The 16841-nt window shown below is 72.7% G+C and carries 13 protein-coding genes and 2 pseudogenes; 5 read left to right on the top strand and 10 right to left on the bottom strand.

The genetic code is table 11. From position 1 onward, the window contains the following. Positions 1 to 154: 154 nt before the first annotated feature. A complete protein-coding gene (locus tag LQ326_RS33685; RefSeq protein ID WP_234542862.1) occupies positions 155 to 1735 on the bottom strand; it encodes an alkaline phosphatase D family protein in 1581 nt (526 codons plus the stop codon). A gap of 138 nt (positions 1736 to 1873) precedes the next feature. Continuing rightward, on the bottom strand, positions 1874 to 3322 hold the full coding sequence (pdxR, locus tag LQ326_RS33680) for a MocR-like pyridoxine biosynthesis transcription factor PdxR (RefSeq protein WP_234542861.1): 1449 nt from the start codon (positions 3320 to 3322) through the stop codon (positions 1874 to 1876). Between pdxR and LQ326_RS33675 the strand changes: the two are divergent. After that, positions 3313 to 4218, top strand: a pseudogene (locus tag LQ326_RS33675) (EamA family transporter); the annotation flags it as partial. The gene pdxR and the pseudogene LQ326_RS33675 overlap by 10 nt on opposite strands. 45 nt (positions 4219 to 4263) lie before the next feature. On the opposite strand, the gene LQ326_RS33670 reads toward LQ326_RS33675, so the two are convergent. Next, a complete protein-coding gene (locus LQ326_RS33670) occupies positions 4264 to 5094 on the bottom strand; it encodes an alpha/beta fold hydrolase (RefSeq protein WP_234542860.1) in 831 nt (276 codons plus the stop codon). A gap of 704 nt (positions 5095 to 5798) precedes the next feature. Here LQ326_RS33670 and LQ326_RS33665 point away from each other — a divergent pair. Continuing rightward, positions 5799 to 6560: a GntR family transcriptional regulator gene (locus LQ326_RS33665; protein ID WP_234542859.1), complete on the top strand. Its 762-nt coding sequence runs from the start codon at positions 5799 to 5801 to the stop codon at positions 6558 to 6560. A 331-nt stretch (positions 6561 to 6891) separates the two neighbouring features. Here the strand turns inward: LQ326_RS33665 and LQ326_RS33660 are convergent, their stop codons facing one another. Together LQ326_RS33660 and LQ326_RS33655 are read right to left on the bottom strand one after the other, a co-directional pair. Continuing rightward, positions 6892 to 8049 carry an ROK family transcriptional regulator gene (locus LQ326_RS33660; protein ID WP_234542858.1) on the bottom strand — a complete coding sequence of 386 codons (1158 nt, stop codon included), beginning with the start codon at positions 8047 to 8049 and terminating at the stop codon, positions 6892 to 6894. Positions 8050 to 8190: 141 nt separating this feature from the next. After that, positions 8191 to 8348: pseudogene (locus LQ326_RS33655) on the bottom strand (mismatch-specific DNA-glycosylase); the annotation flags it as partial. 102 nt (positions 8349 to 8450) lie between these two features. Here LQ326_RS33655 and LQ326_RS33650 point away from each other — a divergent pair. The 3 genes from LQ326_RS33650 (at position 8451) to LQ326_RS33640 (ending at position 10863) form a co-directional block, all read left to right on the top strand. After that, the gene (locus LQ326_RS33650; RefSeq protein WP_234542857.1) at positions 8451 to 8603 is read left to right on the top strand and encodes a hypothetical protein; all 153 of its coding nucleotides are present in this window, start codon (positions 8451 to 8453) and stop codon (positions 8601 to 8603) included. Then, on the top strand, positions 8603 to 9163 hold the full coding sequence (locus LQ326_RS33645; protein WP_234542856.1) for a hypothetical protein: 561 nt from the start codon (positions 8603 to 8605) through the stop codon (positions 9161 to 9163). The genes LQ326_RS33650 and LQ326_RS33645 overlap by 1 nt, the downstream gene beginning before the upstream one ends. Positions 9164 to 9555: 392 nt before the next feature. Then, complete coding sequence (locus LQ326_RS33640; protein WP_234542855.1) at positions 9556 to 10863, top strand: hypothetical protein; 1308 nt, start codon at positions 9556 to 9558, stop codon at positions 10861 to 10863. A gap of 537 nt (positions 10864 to 11400) precedes the next feature. Here LQ326_RS33640 and purB read toward each other — a convergent pair. From purB to LQ326_RS33615, 5 genes are all read right to left on the bottom strand, one after another. Next, a complete protein-coding gene (gene purB / locus LQ326_RS33635) occupies positions 11401 to 12846 on the bottom strand; it encodes an adenylosuccinate lyase (RefSeq protein ID WP_234542854.1) in 1446 nt (481 codons plus the stop codon). A gap of 179 nt (positions 12847 to 13025) precedes the next feature. Beyond that, positions 13026 to 13385 (bottom strand): hypothetical protein, encoded by a 360-nt coding sequence (locus tag LQ326_RS33630; RefSeq protein WP_234542853.1) that lies wholly within the window; start codon positions 13383 to 13385, stop codon positions 13026 to 13028. A 165-nt stretch (positions 13386 to 13550) separates the two neighbouring features. Then, entirely contained in the window at positions 13551 to 14342 is a 792-nt protein-coding gene (locus LQ326_RS33625; protein WP_234542852.1) for an SGNH/GDSL hydrolase family protein, read from the bottom strand. Between the two features lie 90 nt (positions 14343 to 14432). Continuing rightward, a complete protein-coding gene (locus LQ326_RS33620) occupies positions 14433 to 15446 on the bottom strand; it encodes a hemolysin family protein (protein ID WP_234542851.1) in 1014 nt (337 codons plus the stop codon). Beyond that, positions 15443 to 16777, bottom strand: coding sequence for a hemolysin family protein (locus LQ326_RS33615; RefSeq protein ID WP_234542850.1), 1335 nt, complete (start codon positions 16775 to 16777; stop codon positions 15443 to 15445). Before LQ326_RS33615 ends, LQ326_RS33620 begins: the two co-directional genes overlap by 4 nt. Positions 16778 to 16841: the final 64 nt, after the last annotated feature.

Below are 16841 nucleotides of genomic sequence, written 5' to 3'. Positions count from 1 at the left end.
CCGTAGAGGCGGCCACTGACAATCGGCCTGATCTGCGAGAACGCTCTACGGACGGACCGGTTCGGGATGCGGACGAAGCCCCGCCGGAAGACGCGGCAGGGCCGCGCACCGGGGGATGACGCCGGTGCGCGGCCCTGCGGAAAGCGTACGGGAGTTACTGGCCGACCCGGCCCGGCTGCAGCGTCTGCGTGAACAGCACGGTGCCGTCGTACTCGCGCAGACGTACCGTCAGCTCACCGCTGTCACCGTCGATGTCGACCTCGCCGAAGAACTGGTAGCCCTCGGCGGGTGACACGTTCGCGGCGGTCGGCGCCTTGACGAACACCCGATCGGGTCCGAACGTGCCGTCCAGCGCGTTGGCCGGGAACGAACCGGCGTTCAGCGGGCCCGAGACGAACTCCCAGAACGGCGCGAAGTCCTTGAACGCGGCCCGCGACGGATCGTAGTGCTGCGCCGAGGTGTAGTGGACGTCGGCCGTCAGCCACACCGTGCCGGTGATCCTGCGGTGCTTGATGTACCGCAGCAGCTCCGCGATCTGCAGCTCACGGCCGAGCGGCGCGCCCGGGTCGCCCTGGGCGACGGCCTCGAAGTTCGCCTTGCCCTCGACCGGGTCGGGCACGACCAGCCCGAGCGGCATGTCCGCGGCGATCACCTTCCACACCGCGCGTGACCGGGACAGCTCGCGCTTGAGCCACTCCAGCTGCTCGGCGCCGAGGATGCCCTGCGGGTCGGCCGTCTGGTCGTCGGGCGAGTTGGCGTTCCGGTACGTCCGCATGTCCAGCACGAACACGTCGAGAAGCGGGCCGTGGTGGTGGACGCGGTAGATCCGGCCGTCCGGGCGGCCGCTGATCGTCGAGATCGGGAAGTACTCGGAGAACGCCTGCCGGGAGCGCAGCGCCATGTCGTCCAGCCTGGTGCCGGCCGGATAGGCGGTGCCGGTGCCGATGACCTCGCCCGGGTACCAGTTGTTGCGGACCTCGTGGTCGTCCCACTGGATCACGTTCGGCACCTGGGCGTTGAACCGGCGCAGCGCCTGGTCCAGCAGGTTGTAGCGGAAGTTGCCGCGGAAGTCGTCCAGCGTGACGGCGACATGCGACTTCGCCTCGGAGGTCACGTTGCGGTACAGGCTGCCGTCGGGCAGCGCCTGGGTCGCCGAGATCACGCCGTCGGCGTAGATGTTGTCACCGCTGCACAGGAAGAAGTCCGGGTCCAGCCCGGCCATCGCGTCGAAGATGCGGTAGCCGCCGATGGACTCGTTGATGCCCCAGCCCTGACCCGCCAGGTCGCCGGACCACACGAACTTCACCCCCTGCCGCCGCCGCGTGGACGCGGTGCGGAAGGTGCCGGTGACCGGTTCACCGGTACGGCGCGGGTCGTCGGGGTCCGCCAGCAGCACGCGGTAGTGGATCTGCTCGCCGGACGGCAGTCCGTGCAGCCGCGTGGTGCCGGTGAAGTCGCTGTCCGCGCCGAGCAGCGGGCCGCGCCATCTGCGGGGGTTGCGGAACGACTCGGTGGCCGAGGTCTCCACGACCATCCGGGCCGGCCGGTCGGAACGGACCCACACCAGGCCGGAGTCGGCGGTCACGTCGCCCGCCTGTACGCCCCAGTCCGCCCGTGGACGTCCGGACAGTGCGAACGCCGGCGCCGAACCGAGCGCCGTGGGCAGGGTCAGGGCCGCCGACGCGGCGAGCGAGCCGCGCAGCACGCTGCGGCGGCCGGGAAGTGAAAGGGACATGGAAGGGCCTCCAGAACGGGATCCGGCCAGTTGTGCACAGCCACAACTACTGGTGCGCCGCAGCGCGCACGCAAACCGGGAGTGAACAACTGCCGGCCCCGCGGACGCCGTCCCTTCGGGGACCCGGCCGCGGCGCCCTCACCCGTCGAGTGCCCCCGCCATCATCCGCACCCCCTCCCGGATCCGGGCCGGCGGCAGATGCGCGTACCCCAGCACCAGCCGTATGGCGGACTCGTCGCCCCGCGCGTGGTCGTCGCCCCGCGTGTGGGTGCACGCGCTCAGCGGGCGTACCGCGACCCCGGCCGCCGCCGCCCGCCGCACGAACCTGCTCTCCGGCCCGTACCGCTCGGGCAGTTCGGCGATGGCGTGCAGCCCCGCCGCGATCCCCGACACGCGCGCGTGCGGGAAGTGCTCGGCCAGGGCGGCGACCAGGACGTCCCGCCGCTGCCGGTACGCGCGCTGGCAGCGCCGCAGCTGCCGGTCGTAGTCGCCGCGCTCCAGGAACCGCGCGAACACCGCCTGGTCGAGGGACGGATGACCCAGGTCCGTGGTCCGCTTGCGCTCGACGACGGCGTCCGCCAGGAACTCCGGCACCAGCAGCCAGCCCAGCCGCAGCCCGGGGGCGAGGGACTTGCTGACCGACCCCGTGTACGCCACGCGTTCCGGATCGAGGCCCTGGAGCGCGCCGACCGGGGCCCGGTCGTAACGGAAGTCGCCGTCGTAGTCGTCCTCCAGCAGCAGCCCGTCCACCGACCGGGCCCAGTCCAGCAGCCGGGTCCGGCGCCCGGCGGAGCAGGCGATCCCGGTCGGGTACTGGTGGGCGGGCGTCGTCACCACCGCGCGGACGCCCGACGCGTGCAGCGGGCCCGGTGCCAGGCCCTCGTCGTCCAGGGGCAGCGGCACGGTACGCAGCCCGGCCGCCGCGTACAGGGCGTCGTGCTGCGGACTGCCGGGGTCCTCCACGCCGATCTCGCGCATCCCGCGCGCGTGCAGCACGGAACCCAGCAGCGCCGCCGCCTGCGCCACCCCGGAGACGACCAGGATCCGCTCCGGGTCGGCGACCACGCCCCGGCGCCGGGCCAGCAGTTCGGCGAGGGCCGAGCGCAGCCGGGGCAGTCCGCGTGGGTCGGGATAGCCGAGGTCGCGGTGCGGCAGCTCCGCCAGCACCTCGCGCTGGGCGGCGGCCCAGGCGGCCCGCGGGAACAGCGACAGATCCGGTGACCCCGGTACGAAGTCCACCCGGACGCCGTGCGGACGCGGCGCGAGATCACGCGCGCGTGGCGCCGCCGCCCGCACGGCGGCGCCCACCCAGGTGCCCGCGCCCCGGCCGCTGCGCAGATAACCCTCCGCCACCAGTTGCTCGTAGGCCTCCGTGACCAGCCCGCGCGACACTCCGAGGTCCTTGGCCAGCTCCCGGCTCGACGGCAGCCGGACGCCGGGCGTGAGCCGCCCCGCGCGGATCGCCTCCCGCAGCGCCGCCTGGAGGAAACGGCCACGCGCGCGTGCCGGCGCCGCTGCGGCCGGCAGCAGCAGTTCCCACGCGGCGGAGCCGGGGAGGGCGCCCGGATTGGTCCCCGATGACGTCATGGAAGTGGACCTTAATGCGGGCCGCAGCGTTTCCTAGCGTCGTCCTCATGAACGCGACCACCACGCGCGGCGCCCTGCTGACCGCGCTCGCCTACGTCCTCGTCGGCGCGTCCTTCACCGCCAACAGCGTGCTGGGCGACTACCCCTACGCGGGCGGCCAGTTCCTCCGCTACGGACTGGCCTGCCTGCTGCTCGCGCCGTTCACCGGGCGAGGCGCGGTGCCGCGGCTGCGCGGGCTGGGGGCGCGCGCGTGGCTGCGGCTGGCCCTGCTCGCCGCCGTCGGGATGGTCGGCTTCAACCTGGCGATCCTCGCCGCCGAGCGCACCGCGGAACCGGCGGTCCCCGGCGTCCTCGTCGGCTGTGCCCCGGTGGTGGTGGCGGTCCTGGTCCCGCTCCTCGACGGCCGTCGGCCGCGGCGCCCGGTGTTCCTGGGGGCGCTGCTGGTCGCGGCCGGCGCCGTCGCGGTCCAGGGCTGGGGGCGGACGGACGGGAACGGTCTCGCCTTCTCGGCGTGCGCCCTGGCCGGCGAGGTCGGGTTCGCGGTCCTCGCGGGACCGGTGCTGCGGGCGCTCGGGCCCCGGTTGCTGACCGCCACGGTGTGCGCCCTCGCCGCGGCCGAGGCGGCTGTGGCCGGGGCGGTGACCGGGGGCGCGCTCGACGGCGGGGCGTGGCTGCGCCGCCCCGACGCCACGGAGACGGCCGCGCTGCTGTGGCAGGCGGCCGTGGTCACCGTCGTCGGTTTCGTGTGCTGGTACATGGGCGTGCAGCGGATCGGCACGGAGCGCGCGACGCTCTTCACCGGCCTCGTCCCGCTCACCGCCGTGTGTACCGCCCCGCTCCTCGGAACGGGTTCCTACGGCCCCGCCCAGGCCGTCGGCGGCGTCCTGGTGGGCGCCGGGGTCGCCCTGGGTTCCGGCGCCCGCCAGGTGCTCGGCCGTCCGTCAGCGGCTGCCGTCGAGGATGACGCGGGCGACCAGCGCCGGGTCGTCGTTCATCGGGCAGTGTCCGCAGCCGGGCAGCCGTACCAGCCGGGCCTTGGGGATGATCTGCTTGGCCCGGACCCCCTGGCGGCGCACCAGCAGGATGTCCCGGGTGCCCCAGCCCACGGTGACCGGGACGCCGGGGACGTCGTCGGTGAACTGGACCGCGGCGCCCGCCCGCAGCGTCTCGGCGAATCCGCTGGCCTGGGCGAGGGCCAGCGTCTCCGCGACCACGGCCTCGGGTGACCGGCGGGCCGGGCGGGCGTAGATGGTGCTGGTCAGGGCCGTCCGGCCAGCGGCCGACCGGGACAGCCGCTCGATCAGCGGGAGCGGCAGCCGCTCCGCGATCCGCCGCATGGCGATGAGCACGCCGAAGGCGTAGCGCCGCTCGGCCTGCGACCAGAACCCGGCGGGGGAGAGGGCGGTGACGGACCTTACGAGCTTCTCGCGGCCCAGTTCCAGCGCCAGCAGCCCGCCGAGCGAGTTGCCGGCCACGTGCGGCCGGTCCAGCTCCAGGACCTCGAACAGGGCGCCGAGCACGGCGTTGGTGGTCGGCAGGTCGTAGGCGAGGCCGTCGGGAAGGGCCGGGGAGGCACCGAAGCCGGGCAGATCCACGGCGATCACGTCCCGCTCGGTCGCGAGGATGTCCACCACCGGGTCCCAGGCCTGCCGGTGATGCCCTATCCCGTGGATGAGGACCAGCGGCTCGCCGCGGCCCACGCGCGCGTACGAGACGGTCACATCCTGCCGGCCGTGCGCGGCCTGCACTTTGAAGGAGACGGTGGCGGACATGGGGGCTCCTCGTCTGGGACTTCGGCGGACGCCGTAGACAGCTTGTCAGCAATTGCTACTCGCGGGTAGTCCCCGGTGGGGTGTGTCGTACGCCGGCACGCTCCGCCAACGCACCCTGTGCGACCCCGGGTTGAAATGGGGAAGCCGCGCCGGCCGCGGGCGGTCGCGGATCATTCTCGGCCGGGCGGGTGGATGAGGGGATGATTTACCCGGATGTCAATGAATGTGTCGAATGTGAACGAGTGCTGCGCTCGCCGCCCGGCCGCTGTCCGGCCGCATCCGGCCGCCGCCCGGCCGCTGTCCGTGGGCGGCGCCGGGATCATCCGCCCCCGTCCCAACGCCCCGACGGCCCGGCTCGCATCTGCCAGCCGTCCGGCCCGCATCTGCCAGCCGTCCGGCCCGCGCCTCCCGGTGGCGCGCCGCCCGTCCCGCATCGGCGGCCCCGCCCCTTCCCCGGCCGTCGGTCCGCCCCGCTCCGCGCGGCTTCCGCCGGGCGGCGGGGGTTGCTGCCATGTCACCGGAACGCCACCGCGCGAACGCCTCGTGAACGGTGTGTGACACCGCTTTCTATGCGTGAGCCAAGGGTTCGAGGATTGGTCTTGACCAAGGGTGTGCGCCGCCCTATGGTCGCAGATAAGTACAACAACCTTTAATAAACAAGGGCGCTAAAACGCCGCCGGACCACGGCGATTGCGGAGGACAGGGTGGGGACCACGCAGCTGGAATCGGTGCCGGAACCGAAGTACTGGCATCTCAAGACCGTGCTCAGTGAGGCACTGGACTCGGAGTTCTCGGTCGGCGAGATCCTGCCCAACGAGCGCGATCTCGCCGCCCGCTTCGGCGTGGCCCGGGCGACCCTCCGCCAGGCCCTCGAACAGCTCGAACTGGAGGGCAGGCTGCAGCGCCGCCGCGGTGTCGGTACGACGGTCGCGCCCCCGCGCATGGGCGTGGCGGTCGGCACCGACCAGGACGCCTGGCCGGGCGCTCCAGGGGACGCCTGGCAGCCCGCCGACTGCACCCTCGCGGTGCCGCCCGCCGCCGTCGCGGCCGCCCTGGAGACCGGCGCGGAGGAGCCCGTGCACATCGTGCGCCGCTCCCGCGTCTCGCACGGCCAGCCCGTCGCCGCCGAGCTGCTCTACGTCCCGGCGGCCTCGGTCCCGGAACTGACGGCGATCGACGCGCCGTCCGGAGCGCCCCGCGTGCGTGCGGTCCTGCGCGAGTTGCACCGCCTGGAGCTGGAGGGCCAGGACCGAGCCGTGGAACTCGGCTCGGCCCGCGCGGACGACGCCAAGGAACTCGACCGTCTCCCCGGCGCCCCGGTGCTCGTCGTCACCACCCGTTTCCTCGCCGCCGGCCGCACCGCCGCGCTCTCGGTGGCCACGTACCGCGCGGACACCTGCCGGCTGACCTTCGGCGACACCGGGGGCGTGGAGATCCACCACGGCCCCGAGCGGCAGGCTTCCTAGTAGGGCCCGTCGTCCGGGCCGGCCCGGACGACGGGTGCCTCGCCGGCCGACCCGAGCGGGGCGGTGGGGCGGCCCCGCGCGAGCTTGTTCGAACGTGGGGAGCGCGCGGCCGCGAGGCGGAGGAGGGCGGCGACGCGCGACGCGTGGGGGCACCTTCCGGCCGAAGGGCGGGGCCGTCGACAAGACAACCGGCGGCAACGCCGCCGGGGGTCGCGCGCCACGCCCCGCGACGCCGGCATGAGCCGAACGGCAGGCCCCCGCCACCGCGCCGCACGGCGGGCGGGCGCCCCGGATCTCCACCGTGGCGCGCCGGGTCTCCCGGACCGGCCGTTCAGCGGCGGGCGGTGACCGTCCCGTCCACCGCGAACAGCTGCTCCTCCACGTGATCGAGGGCGAGCCGCAGCGCGCCCGTCGCCACCGCCGCCTCACCGAGCAGGGAGAGAGCCACCCGGGGCGGTCGCAGACAGTACCGGGCGAGTTCACGGCGCAGCGGCTCCAGAACGCCGTCCAGACCCGCCGCCCAGCCGCCGATCACCACCAGCTCCGGGTCCAGCGCCAGCACCAGCGCGGCCACGTCGTGGACCAGGCGCTGGATGAAGCGGTCGACGGCGGCCCGGGCTCGCCCGTCCCCCTTGCGGGCCAGCGCGAACACCTCGGCGACCGCCTGCTCGTCCAGCGGATGCAGCGGCTCGTCGGTGGTCGACAGCAGCGTCTCGGGAGTCACCTCCCGGCCCAGCAGATGCAGCGCGCCGATCTCCCCGGCCGCCCCGCCGTACCCCCGGTGCAGCCGTCCGCCGATCAGTGAACCGGCGCCCGGACTCAGCCCGGCCAGCACCATCACCACGTCGTCGGACTCGGTGGCGGCGCCCTTCCAGTGCTCGGCCACCGCCGCCGCGTTGGCGTCGTTCTCCACCAGCACGGGACATTTGAAGGACCGGCTCAGCCGCTCGCCGAGGCGCAGCCCCGTCCACTGCGGCAGCGCGGTACCCAGCCGCACCCGGCCGTCCGCCTCGACGATGCCGGGGGTGCCGACCCCGACCGCCCGCAGCGAGCTGCGGGCCACCCCGGCCCGGCGCAGCAGCTCGGCGACGGCGGTGCGCAGCCGCTCCAGCCGTTCGTCCGCGTCGGCCGTCTCCTCGACGTCCTTGGCCTGCGCCCCCAGCACCCGGCCGTCCAGGTCGGACAGGAGCGCGGCGACGCGGTGCGGGCCGATCTCCAGGCCCAGCAGATGCCCGGCCTCGGCCCGGAACCGGAACCGCCGCGCCGGCCGCCCCTGGCGCCGGGCGGCGCCCTCCTCGGCCGCCTTCTCGACGACCAGACCGGCCTCGATGAGCCCCTCGACAACCCCTTCGACGGTCGGTCGGGACAGCCCGGTGACCCGGGTGACCTCGGTGAGTGTCGCGCAGTCCGTGGCCCGCAGCGCGTGCAGCACCACCGCGGAATTGATCCTTCGCAACAGAGAAGGATCACCGCCGGTCAACCCCGCCAACGTCCGTCCTCCCAGCTAACCCTGCACGTTGGCCGGATCGTACTTCGGCGCCGAGGACCCCGGCGAGTGCCGGACGCCTCCGATCTGCCCGAGATCCGCGATCAGCGGGGCACGTCGAACCGTGGGAGTACCGGCTGACCACTCCGCCGCCACCCGCAGCCGCCCGAACTCCTCCGCCATCGTCGCCGCCGTCCAGTGCGCGTTCAGGCCGCTCGGGTTCGGCAGGACCGACACCCGGGTGTCCCCGATCGTCCGCTCCTGCGGCCCACCCGGGCCCCGCGGTCGTCGAAGGCGGACTGGTTCTACGCCCTCGACCACTTCCAGGGGCGGGCGGCCGGCTCGCTGCAGACCGAGTCGGGTTCACCTACACATTGAAGATCAGAAAGCGCTATGGCTGGGGCGTGCCCAGTGAGCACCGTGACAACCTGAAGGTCAAGATCCCCGGCCTGCTCAACTACTACATCGCCCAGCCGGAGATCGCCCACCTGCACACCGTGGGACTGGCCCGGGACCAAGACGTCCGGGGATCGTCCAAGATGAGGAAGAAGCCGTGATGCCGGACACCGTGCGCCAGGAGCGCGCCCCGCGGGGGGCCGCCGTCCCGCTGTTGCTCGTGCTGTGCGGTGTGCTGCTGCTGGCCGCCGTCGCGCTGGTGGCCTGGCCGGTGGTGTCCGTCACTCCGCAGACGCCCGTGTCCTCCTCCGGGACCGCGGCGGAGAAACACGGCGTCCCCGGCGCCGCGCTCCAGAAGACCTTCCGGCTCGCGGTGCCGGCCGCCGCCCGGGACGCCTCCTACCTGATGGTCCCGGGTGACGGCAGCGCGGAGAGCGGCCAGGACCTCTATCTGCGTTTCCGCACCACTTCGGCGGGCCTCAAGGAGTTCGTCACGTCCCTGGGCAGAACCACCGGGGACCTGGCGGCCGGTGACGCCGTCCTGGACCAGGACGACATCGACTCCGTCGGGCTGCCCTGGAAGACCGAGGCCAAGGGGCACCACATCGCCGGCCTCTACGCGGACATCCCCGAACCGGGCGACACGGTCGGCACGGGCCTTGTCACCGTCGACGAGACCGACGCCTCCGCGCCCCTGGTCTACGCCCATGTGACCGTCTAGGCGGGCGGCACGTTGCTGCTGATGACGTCGAGGACGTGCTCGCACGGGCGGCCCGGGCGTGTTCTCAAGGGAAATGGCGCGGGCGTTTGTCATACCGGTGATCTAAGGTCGTGCCATTCGTCACCACTGGGGACGTGACCGGCTTGCCGGCACGGAACGTCAGCAGTGCGAAGGAGTCGGACCAGTGCCCGCCGCCCGGCAGTCGGCGCGGTGCGGCCGGGGCCGAAGTCCCGCCCGGTCCGTTCAGCGCATCTGCCCAAAACCCTTCAAACACAAGGATGTTGATGAGACGCAATTCCCTCACCGGCTTAGCTGCCGTGTTCGTTTCGGCTGCGGGTCTGGCCGCATCGTTGCTGGTCGCAGGTCCGGCCGGTGCTGTCTCTGGCCAGCCGGTGATCACTCTGGACGCGCCGGCTCCGGCGGCCCTGCCGGCTGCTCCTGCCACGGCAGGCGTGTACTTCGACTTCCACACCCGGACCAAGAACCTCACGGTCTACGATGTCACGCTGACCGTGGACGCCCGGGGTCTGTCGAAGATCGCCAAGGTGGCGTTCTCGAGCAACTGCAGCGCCCATGGCCTGGTCGCCACGTGCTCGGAGTCGTTCGAGTCCGGCTCCAACCCGAAGACCGGCCTCGGGTCCATGACCCAGCTGACCCTGACCGCACTCAGAGGCAGCCGGCTGGGCGCCACGGGAACGTACAAGATCACCGGCCGGTCCGCGCACGCGCAGATCGTGGGCGGCACGGGATCGGTCACCGTGGGAGGGCCGTCCTTCGGCCTGAACCGCCTCACCGATCACACCGACCTGAAGGTCGGCAGCAACCTCACGGAACCGGTGCGGTTCACCAACGTCGGCAACCGTCCCGCCCGCGGCGTGCAGACCGTCCTGGCAGCCTCACGCGGCCTGGACTTCGCCGACCACTACTCCAACTGCAAGTACGGGTTCAACGGAGCCGCACACTTCGCCGAGTGCTACCCCAAGGGCGCCATCAACATCGCCGAGACGGCCGCCCTGTCCGCCCCGGTGCGCCTGCACGTGAACTCCACCGCCCTGTTCACCTACCTCGACGTCCTCACCGCGCCTCTCGGCCAGCCCGGCTGGCCGGACGGCCAGGGCATCAAGTGGACGTGGGGCAAAAAGGCTGCGCCCGCGCTCAAACTGAAGGTGATCAAGGCAGGCCGGCACTCTTCGGCCCCGGCGGGATCCGTTTCGCTGCCGCAGACCGGCACCGTCACCGACTACGGGATCGCTTCCCTCAAGGCCCGCAACACGGCCGACTTCGCCGTCTCCGGCGCGAGCGCTCAAGCCGGTACGGGCACGACCGCGACCCTCGGCTTCCACCTGGCTGCCAACGGTCCGGCGACCTTGTACGACCGCAGCGGCGGTGACGGAATACCCACCGCCTGGGTCACGCTCCCGCCCGGCACCACCGCGGTCGGCCATTCGGCCAACTGCGCCCCGTGGCAGGAGGACAATCCGACCGCCGAGGCCAAGGGACCCTACGTCTGCAGGCTGCCGGGCTACATCGTGCCCAAGGGACAGATCACCGACTTCGCCCTGACCCTGCGGGTCGACGACGTGGTCACCCATGCCGCAGGCAGCGTCCAGCTGGTCTGGGGACCGGATCCGGCCGACTCCCACCGGCCCGACTTCGATCCGGACAGCCGCAACGACTCCGCCGTCCTCACCGTGAACTGAGCCACAGCCCACGGGCAAGCACCGGCTCCTTCACCCGGTCACAGCCCGACAACCACCGCGCCGCTGTGCGCGGCGCGCAGGCCGGTGCCGGACAACACCTGCTCGGCACCGGCCCGCGGGACGCCCCAGTACCGGCGGCACGCCGATGGCCAACGCGGCGGTGCACCCCGCGCCGGCCGCCGAGATCCGTACGGAGCCGGCGGCCAGCCGCGCAAGCACGGCCCGCCGGGCCACGGCCAGGGGTCTTACGCACTGCCGTAGCACCGAACAAGCCCCTGACCCGCATGGACGACATTCTCGGCAGACGCAGGGAGAAGTTCACGGGAGAGGAGGGAACGTGTGGCTGTCGCCTGTTCCCAATCCTCTCCCAGTCGATCTTTCGAATCGTGTTCCTGTGCAGGTCAACGGGGGTGTATCTCTAGATGTCGGTCGAGCCCGCAGAACAGGACGTCGAGGCCGTCCGCGAGCACGTCCGGGACGAGACGGTCGCGGGCGGCCTCCACAGGTCCGCCGCCGTGAAGCGAGGGGGACGGCCGGTCAGAGGATCGCTCCGGGGGTGTAGCCCGCGGCCTCCGGGTGCTGCTTGACGATCTCGTCGATCCGGCCGACGACGGCACCGACCTGGTCGGCGGCCGCGCCCGTGAAGGACAGCTTGTCGGCCATCAGCGCGGCCAGCTGCTCGCGGTCCAGCGGCAGCCGCTCGTCGGCGGCGAGCTTGTCGAGCAGGTCGTTGCGCTCGGCGCCCTGCTCCCGCATGGCGAGCGCGGTGGCGACGGCGTTCTCCTTGATCGCCTCATGGGCCACCTCACGGCCGACGCCCGCGCGCACCGCGCCCATCAGCACCTTGGTGGTGGCGAGGAACGGGAGGTAACGGTCCAGCTCGCGGGCGATGACGGCGGGGAACGCACCGAACTCGTCGAGAACCGTCAGGAACGTCTCCAGGAGGCCGTCGAGCGCGAAGAAGGCGTCCGGCAGGGCCACCCGGCGCACCACCGAGCAGGACACGTCGCCCTCGTTCCACTGGTCGCCGGCCAGCTCGCCGGTCATCGAGGCGTAACCGCGCAGGATCACCATGAGGCCGTTGACGCGCTCGCAGGACCGCGTGTTCATCTTGTGCGGCATCGCCGAGGAGCCGACCTGCCCCGGCTTGAAGCCCTCGGTGACCAGCTCGTGCCCGGCCATCAGGCGGATGGTCTTGGCCAGGGAGGAGGGGGCGGCGGCCAGTTGGACGAGCGCGGTGACGACCTCGTAGTCCAGCGAGCGCGGGTAGACCTGGCCGACGGAGGTGAACGCCTGCGAGAAGCCGAGGTGGCGGGCGATCCGGGTCTCCAGTTCGGCGAGCTTCGCCGCGTCGCCGCCCAGCAGGTCCAGCATGTCCTGCGCGGTGCCCACCGGGCCCTTGATGCCACGCAGCGGGTAGCGCCCGAGCAGCTCCTCGACCCGGGCGTGGGCGACCAGCAGCTCGTCGGCGCCGGTCGCGAAGCGCTTGCCGAGGGTGGTGGCCTGCGCGGCCACGTTGTGCGAGCGGCCGGCCATCACCAGCTCGGCGTACTCGCCGGCCAGCTTGCCCAGGCGGGCGAGGACGGCCGTCGTACGGTCCCGCATCAGCTCGAGGGAGAGCCGGATCTGGAGCTGCTCGACGTTCTCCGTCAGGTCCCGGGAGGTCATGCCCTTGTGCACGTGCTCGTGCCCGGCGAGGGCGTTGAACTCCTCGATCCGCGCCTTCACGTCGTGCCGCGTGACCTTCTCGCGCTCGGCGATGGAGGCCAGGTCCACGGTGTCGAGGACGCGCTCGTAGTCGGCGATCGCCGCGTCCGGCACCTCGATCCCGAGGTCCTTCTGGGCCCGCAGTACGGCGAGCCAGAGCTGCCGTTCCAGCTTCACCTTCTGCTCGGGCGACCAGAGCGTGGCGAGCTCGGCGGAGGCGTAGCGTCCGGCGAGGACGTTCGGGATGCGGGGCTTGGCGGGCGCGGCTGAAGTCACGTGTACGGAGTTTACCCGGCGCCCATGAAGACCCCCGACGTCCGTACCGTCCGGAGAGCGCAGGTCGCGCGCACTCCGACCTGCGCTCTTCCGCGGCTCTGCGAGACGCGCCCCCGCAACGGGCGGCCCGCACCCGCCGCACGGGGAGGTGACGCCGACCTGCTGAGCCCTGGACGGGCTCAGCAGTACCGCCGCTCCGCTCGGGCGAAGCCGGCGTTGTAACCGTCTGCGTAGCCACGGGTGTAGTCGTCCCGGTGGTGGCCGCCGTAGCCGTACCTGCCTCCGTACCGCTCGCAGTCGTCTCTGGCGTCCCCGTACCCGTCCCGGTAGCCCTCTCTGAAGCCGCGTTGGTAATCGCGTTGGTTCTCAACAGCTTTGTGTACTCCGGCGGATGCACTGGTGTCAGTCCTGCTCGGCGCGGCCGCCGAGGCCTGCTGCAGGCCAAGCGGGGAAAGGGCGAGGACGAGGGCAGAGCCCGCGACGACGGATCGCTTCCAATGGGTAGCGTTCATGACCTTCTCTCTTCGCAGTGAGGTCATATTCTGTACATTTCAACCCTAATCGCCCATATGGGTCTCGCAACTTGCGTCAGGGTCGGCTACCCGGGGCGTGCCCCCGCTGCCATGGCCAACGGCCCGGCTGCGCCTGGACGGCGCGCGCACTGTGCGTGGTGCCGTACCCATGAGGCAGGCGGGCGACGGGGGTTACGACGCCGGACCCTCGTACGGCAGCAGTTCCGGCCGCTTCGCCGGGCGTCCGTCGCCCGACGAACGGCCCGTCAGACGGCGGCCTATCCACGGCAGGAGGTACTGCCTGGTGAAGCGGGCGTCCTCGATCCGGCGCGCGACCCAGCCGGGGGGTGCGGTCGCCGGGATCGGCGTGTGCCACTCGGTGTCCTCGGGCTCGTAGCCGAGCGTCTGCCAGACCGCCTCGGCGACCCTGCGGTGCCCCTCCGCCGTCAGGTGCAGCCGGTCCACGTCCCACAGCCGGGGGTCGGCCAGCGAGGGCGCGCCGTACAGGTCGACGACGAGGGCGCCGTGCCGCTCGGCCAGCTCGTCGACGACGGCGAACAGTTCCTCCATGCGCGGCCGGAACCGCTCCAGCACCGGGCCCTGGCGGCCGGGGCTGCGCATCAGCACCAGCTGCTCGCAGGCCGGCGACAGCCGTTCGACCGCCTCGGTGAGCAGGTCCCGGACCCGGACCATGTCGCACTTGGGGCGCAGTGTGTCGTTCAGGCCGCCGACCAGCGTGATCACGTCGGGCCGCATCGCGACCGCCAGGTGCACCTGCTCCTCGACGATCTGCCCGATCAGCTTGCCGCGCACGGCGAGGTTGGCGTAGCGGAAGCCGGGGGTGCGCACGGCCATCCGGGCGGCGAGGACATCGGCCCAGCCCCGGTAGGTGCCGTCGGGCCTGAGGTCCGACATGCCCTCGGTGAAGGAGTCGCCGATCGCGACCAGACTGGAGTGTGCGGGAGGCACCGGGTTCTTCTGCATGGCGACAGAGATGGTATCCCGGGGCGCATACCCGTCGGTCGGTCGCTCCCTCGGACGCAAGCCCTTCCCCGGGTCCTTTTCGGCTTCGGTCTACGCGTGCTGCCCGAACAACTCCCGCAGGACGTCCTCCATCGTCACCAGCCCGGCCATCCGCCCGTCGTCGCCGAGGACGCCCGCCAGATGGGTGCGGCTGCCGCGCATCGCGGTGAGCACGTCGTCCAGCGGGGTGCTCTCCCGCACCCGGGCGATCGGCCGCATGTCCCGCAGCCGGAACGCCTCGTCGCGGGGCGAGGCGTCCAGCGCGTCCTTGACGTGCAGATAGCCGACGATCCGCCGCCCCTCGTCCACCACCGGGAAGCGGGAGAAGCCCGACTGGGCCGTCAGCCGCTCCAGCTCCTCCGGGGTGACGCCCACGCGCGCGTAGACGACGCGCTCCAGCGGCACCACCACGTCCCGCACCGGCCGGCGGCCCAGCTCCAGGGCGTCGTGCAGCCGCTCCTGCGCCCGGTCGTCGATCAGGCCGGCCTCACTGGCGTCCTTGACGATCTCGGCGAGTTCGGTGTCGGTGAAGGTCGCCGAGACCTCGTTTCTGGTCTGCACCCGGACCAGTTTGAGCAGGCCGTTCGCGAAGGCGTTGACCGTGAAGATCACCGGGCGCAGCGCCCGGGACAGCCCGACCAGGGGCGGCCCGAGGAGCAGCGCGCTGCGCACCGGCTCGGCCAGCGCCACGTTCTTCGGCACCATCTCGCCCAGCAGCATGTGCAGATAGGTCGCGAGGGACAGCGCGATCACGAAGGACACGGCGTGGCCCGCGCTCGTGGGCACACCGGCCGCGTGGAAGACCGGCTCCAGGAGATGGGCGATCGCCGGCTCCGCCACCACGCCCAGCACCAGCGTGCACAGCGTGATGCCGAGCTGGGCGGCGGCCAGGAGCGCGGACACGTGCTCCAGCCCCCACAGCACGCTCTTGGCCCGCCGGTCGCCCGCCTCGGCGTGCGGTTCGATCTGGGAGCGGCGCACGGAGATCAGCGCGAACTCGGCGGCGACGAAGAACGCGTTCATGACCAGCGTCGCGAGACCGATCAGCAGCTGTACGGCGGTCACCGGTGCCCCTCCCGCTCCGTCTCGTCGTCGAGCGGCGCGTGCAGCAGCACCCGGGCCGCCCGCCGCCCCGAGGCGTCCACCACGTCCAGTCGCCACCCGGCGACCTCGACGCCGTCCCCGGTCTCCGGTATCCGGCCCAGCTCGGCCGCGACCAGCCCGGCCAGGGTCTCGTACGGCCCCTCGGGCGCCCGCAGGCCGACGCGCGCGAGCTGGTCCATGCGGGCCGCGCCGTCCGCCGAGTAGAGCGCGCGGCCCGTCGCGTCGGCTCCGGCGGGGGCGAGGTCGGGCGTCTCGTGCGGGTCGTGCTCGTCGCGGACCTCCCCGACGACCTCCTCGACGATGTCCTCCAGGGTGGCGACCCCGGCCGTACCGCCGTACTCGTCGATGACGACGGCCATGGTGCGCCGGCCGCCGAGGCGGTCCAGGAGGCGGTCGACGGTGAGGGACTCCGGGACCAGCAGGGGTTCGCGCATCACCTGGGCGACCCGGACCCGGGCCCGCTCCTCGGCGGGCATGGTCAGGACGTCCTTGATGTGGGCGGTGCCGACGACCGAGTCCAGGCTGTCCCGGTAGACCGGGAAGCGGGACAGGCCGGTCGCCCGGGTCGCGTTCGCCACGTCCTCGCAGGTCGCCCGGAGCTCCAGGGCGACGACCTGGACGCGCGGGGTCATCACGTTCTCGGCGGTGAGATCGGCGAGGTTGAGGGTGCGCACGAACAGCTCGGCGGTGTCCGGCTCCAGCGCGCCCTGCCGGGCGGAGTGCCGGGCCAGCGCGGCCAGCTCCTGGGGCCCGCGCGCGGAGGCCAGCTCCTCGGCGGGCTCCACGCCCAGGCGCCGTACCAGCCGGTTCGCGGTGTTGTTCAGATGCGTGATGAACGGCCGGAAGGCCGCGCTGAACCAGCGCTGGGCGTTCCCCACCCGTCTGGCCACCGCCAGCGGCGAGGAGATCGCCCAGTTCTTGGGCACCAGCTCGCCGACCACCATCAGGAACACGGTGGACAGCGCGGTGCCGATCACCAGGGCGAGCGAGCTCGCGGCCGACGGCCCGATGCCCACCGCCTCCAGCGGCCCGGCCAGCAGCTTGGCGATGGAGGGTTCGGCGAGCATGCCGACCACCAGGTTGGTGACCGTGATGCCGAGTTGCGCCCCCGAGAGCTGGAACGTCAGGTTCCGTACGGCCTGCAGGGCGCCGGCCGCCCCGCGCTCGCCGCGCTCCACGGCCCGCTCCAGTTCGCCGCGCTCGACCGTGGTCAGCGAGAACTCGGCCGCGACGAAGGCACCGCAGGCGAGCGACAGCAGGATCGCCACCAGCAGGAGGAGCACTTCGGTCATCGGGTCACCTCCGTCCCATGGTCGGACAGGGCGGACGAGACCGCTCGGTGTCGGCGACGGTCAG

This window comes from Streptomyces shenzhenensis (genome assembly GCF_021462265.1).
In the GTDB taxonomy this organism is placed as follows: Bacteria; Actinomycetota; Actinomycetes; order Streptomycetales; family Streptomycetaceae; genus Streptomyces; species Streptomyces shenzhenensis.
This window is presented reverse-complemented; position numbering and strand designations above follow the sequence as displayed.

What these genes read in the sequence shown, in the direction of transcription:
- pdxR (WP_234542861.1), bottom strand. Translation starts at nt 3,322, where the DNA reads ATGACGTCATCGGGGACCAATCCGGGCGCCCTCCCCGGCTCCGCCGCG.
- LQ326_RS33670 (WP_234542860.1), bottom strand. Translation starts at nt 5,094, where the DNA reads ATGTCCGCCACCGTCTCCTTCAAAGTGCAGGCCGCGCACGGCCGGCAG.
- LQ326_RS33615 (WP_234542850.1), bottom strand. Translation starts at nt 16,777, where the DNA reads ATGACCGAAGTGCTCCTCCTGCTGGTGGCGATCCTGCTGTCGCTCGCC.
- LQ326_RS33630 (WP_234542853.1), bottom strand. Translation starts at nt 13,385, where the DNA reads ATGACCTCACTGCGAAGAGAGAAGGTCATGAACGCTACCCATTGGAAG.
- LQ326_RS33625 (WP_234542852.1), bottom strand. Translation starts at nt 14,342, where the DNA reads ATGCAGAAGAACCCGGTGCCTCCCGCACACTCCAGTCTGGTCGCGATC.
- LQ326_RS33685 (WP_234542862.1), bottom strand. Translation starts at nt 1,735, where the DNA reads ATGTCCCTTTCACTTCCCGGCCGCCGCAGCGTGCTGCGCGGCTCGCTC.
- LQ326_RS33645 (WP_234542856.1), top strand. Translation starts at nt 8,603, where the DNA reads ATGCCGGACACCGTGCGCCAGGAGCGCGCCCCGCGGGGGGCCGCCGTC.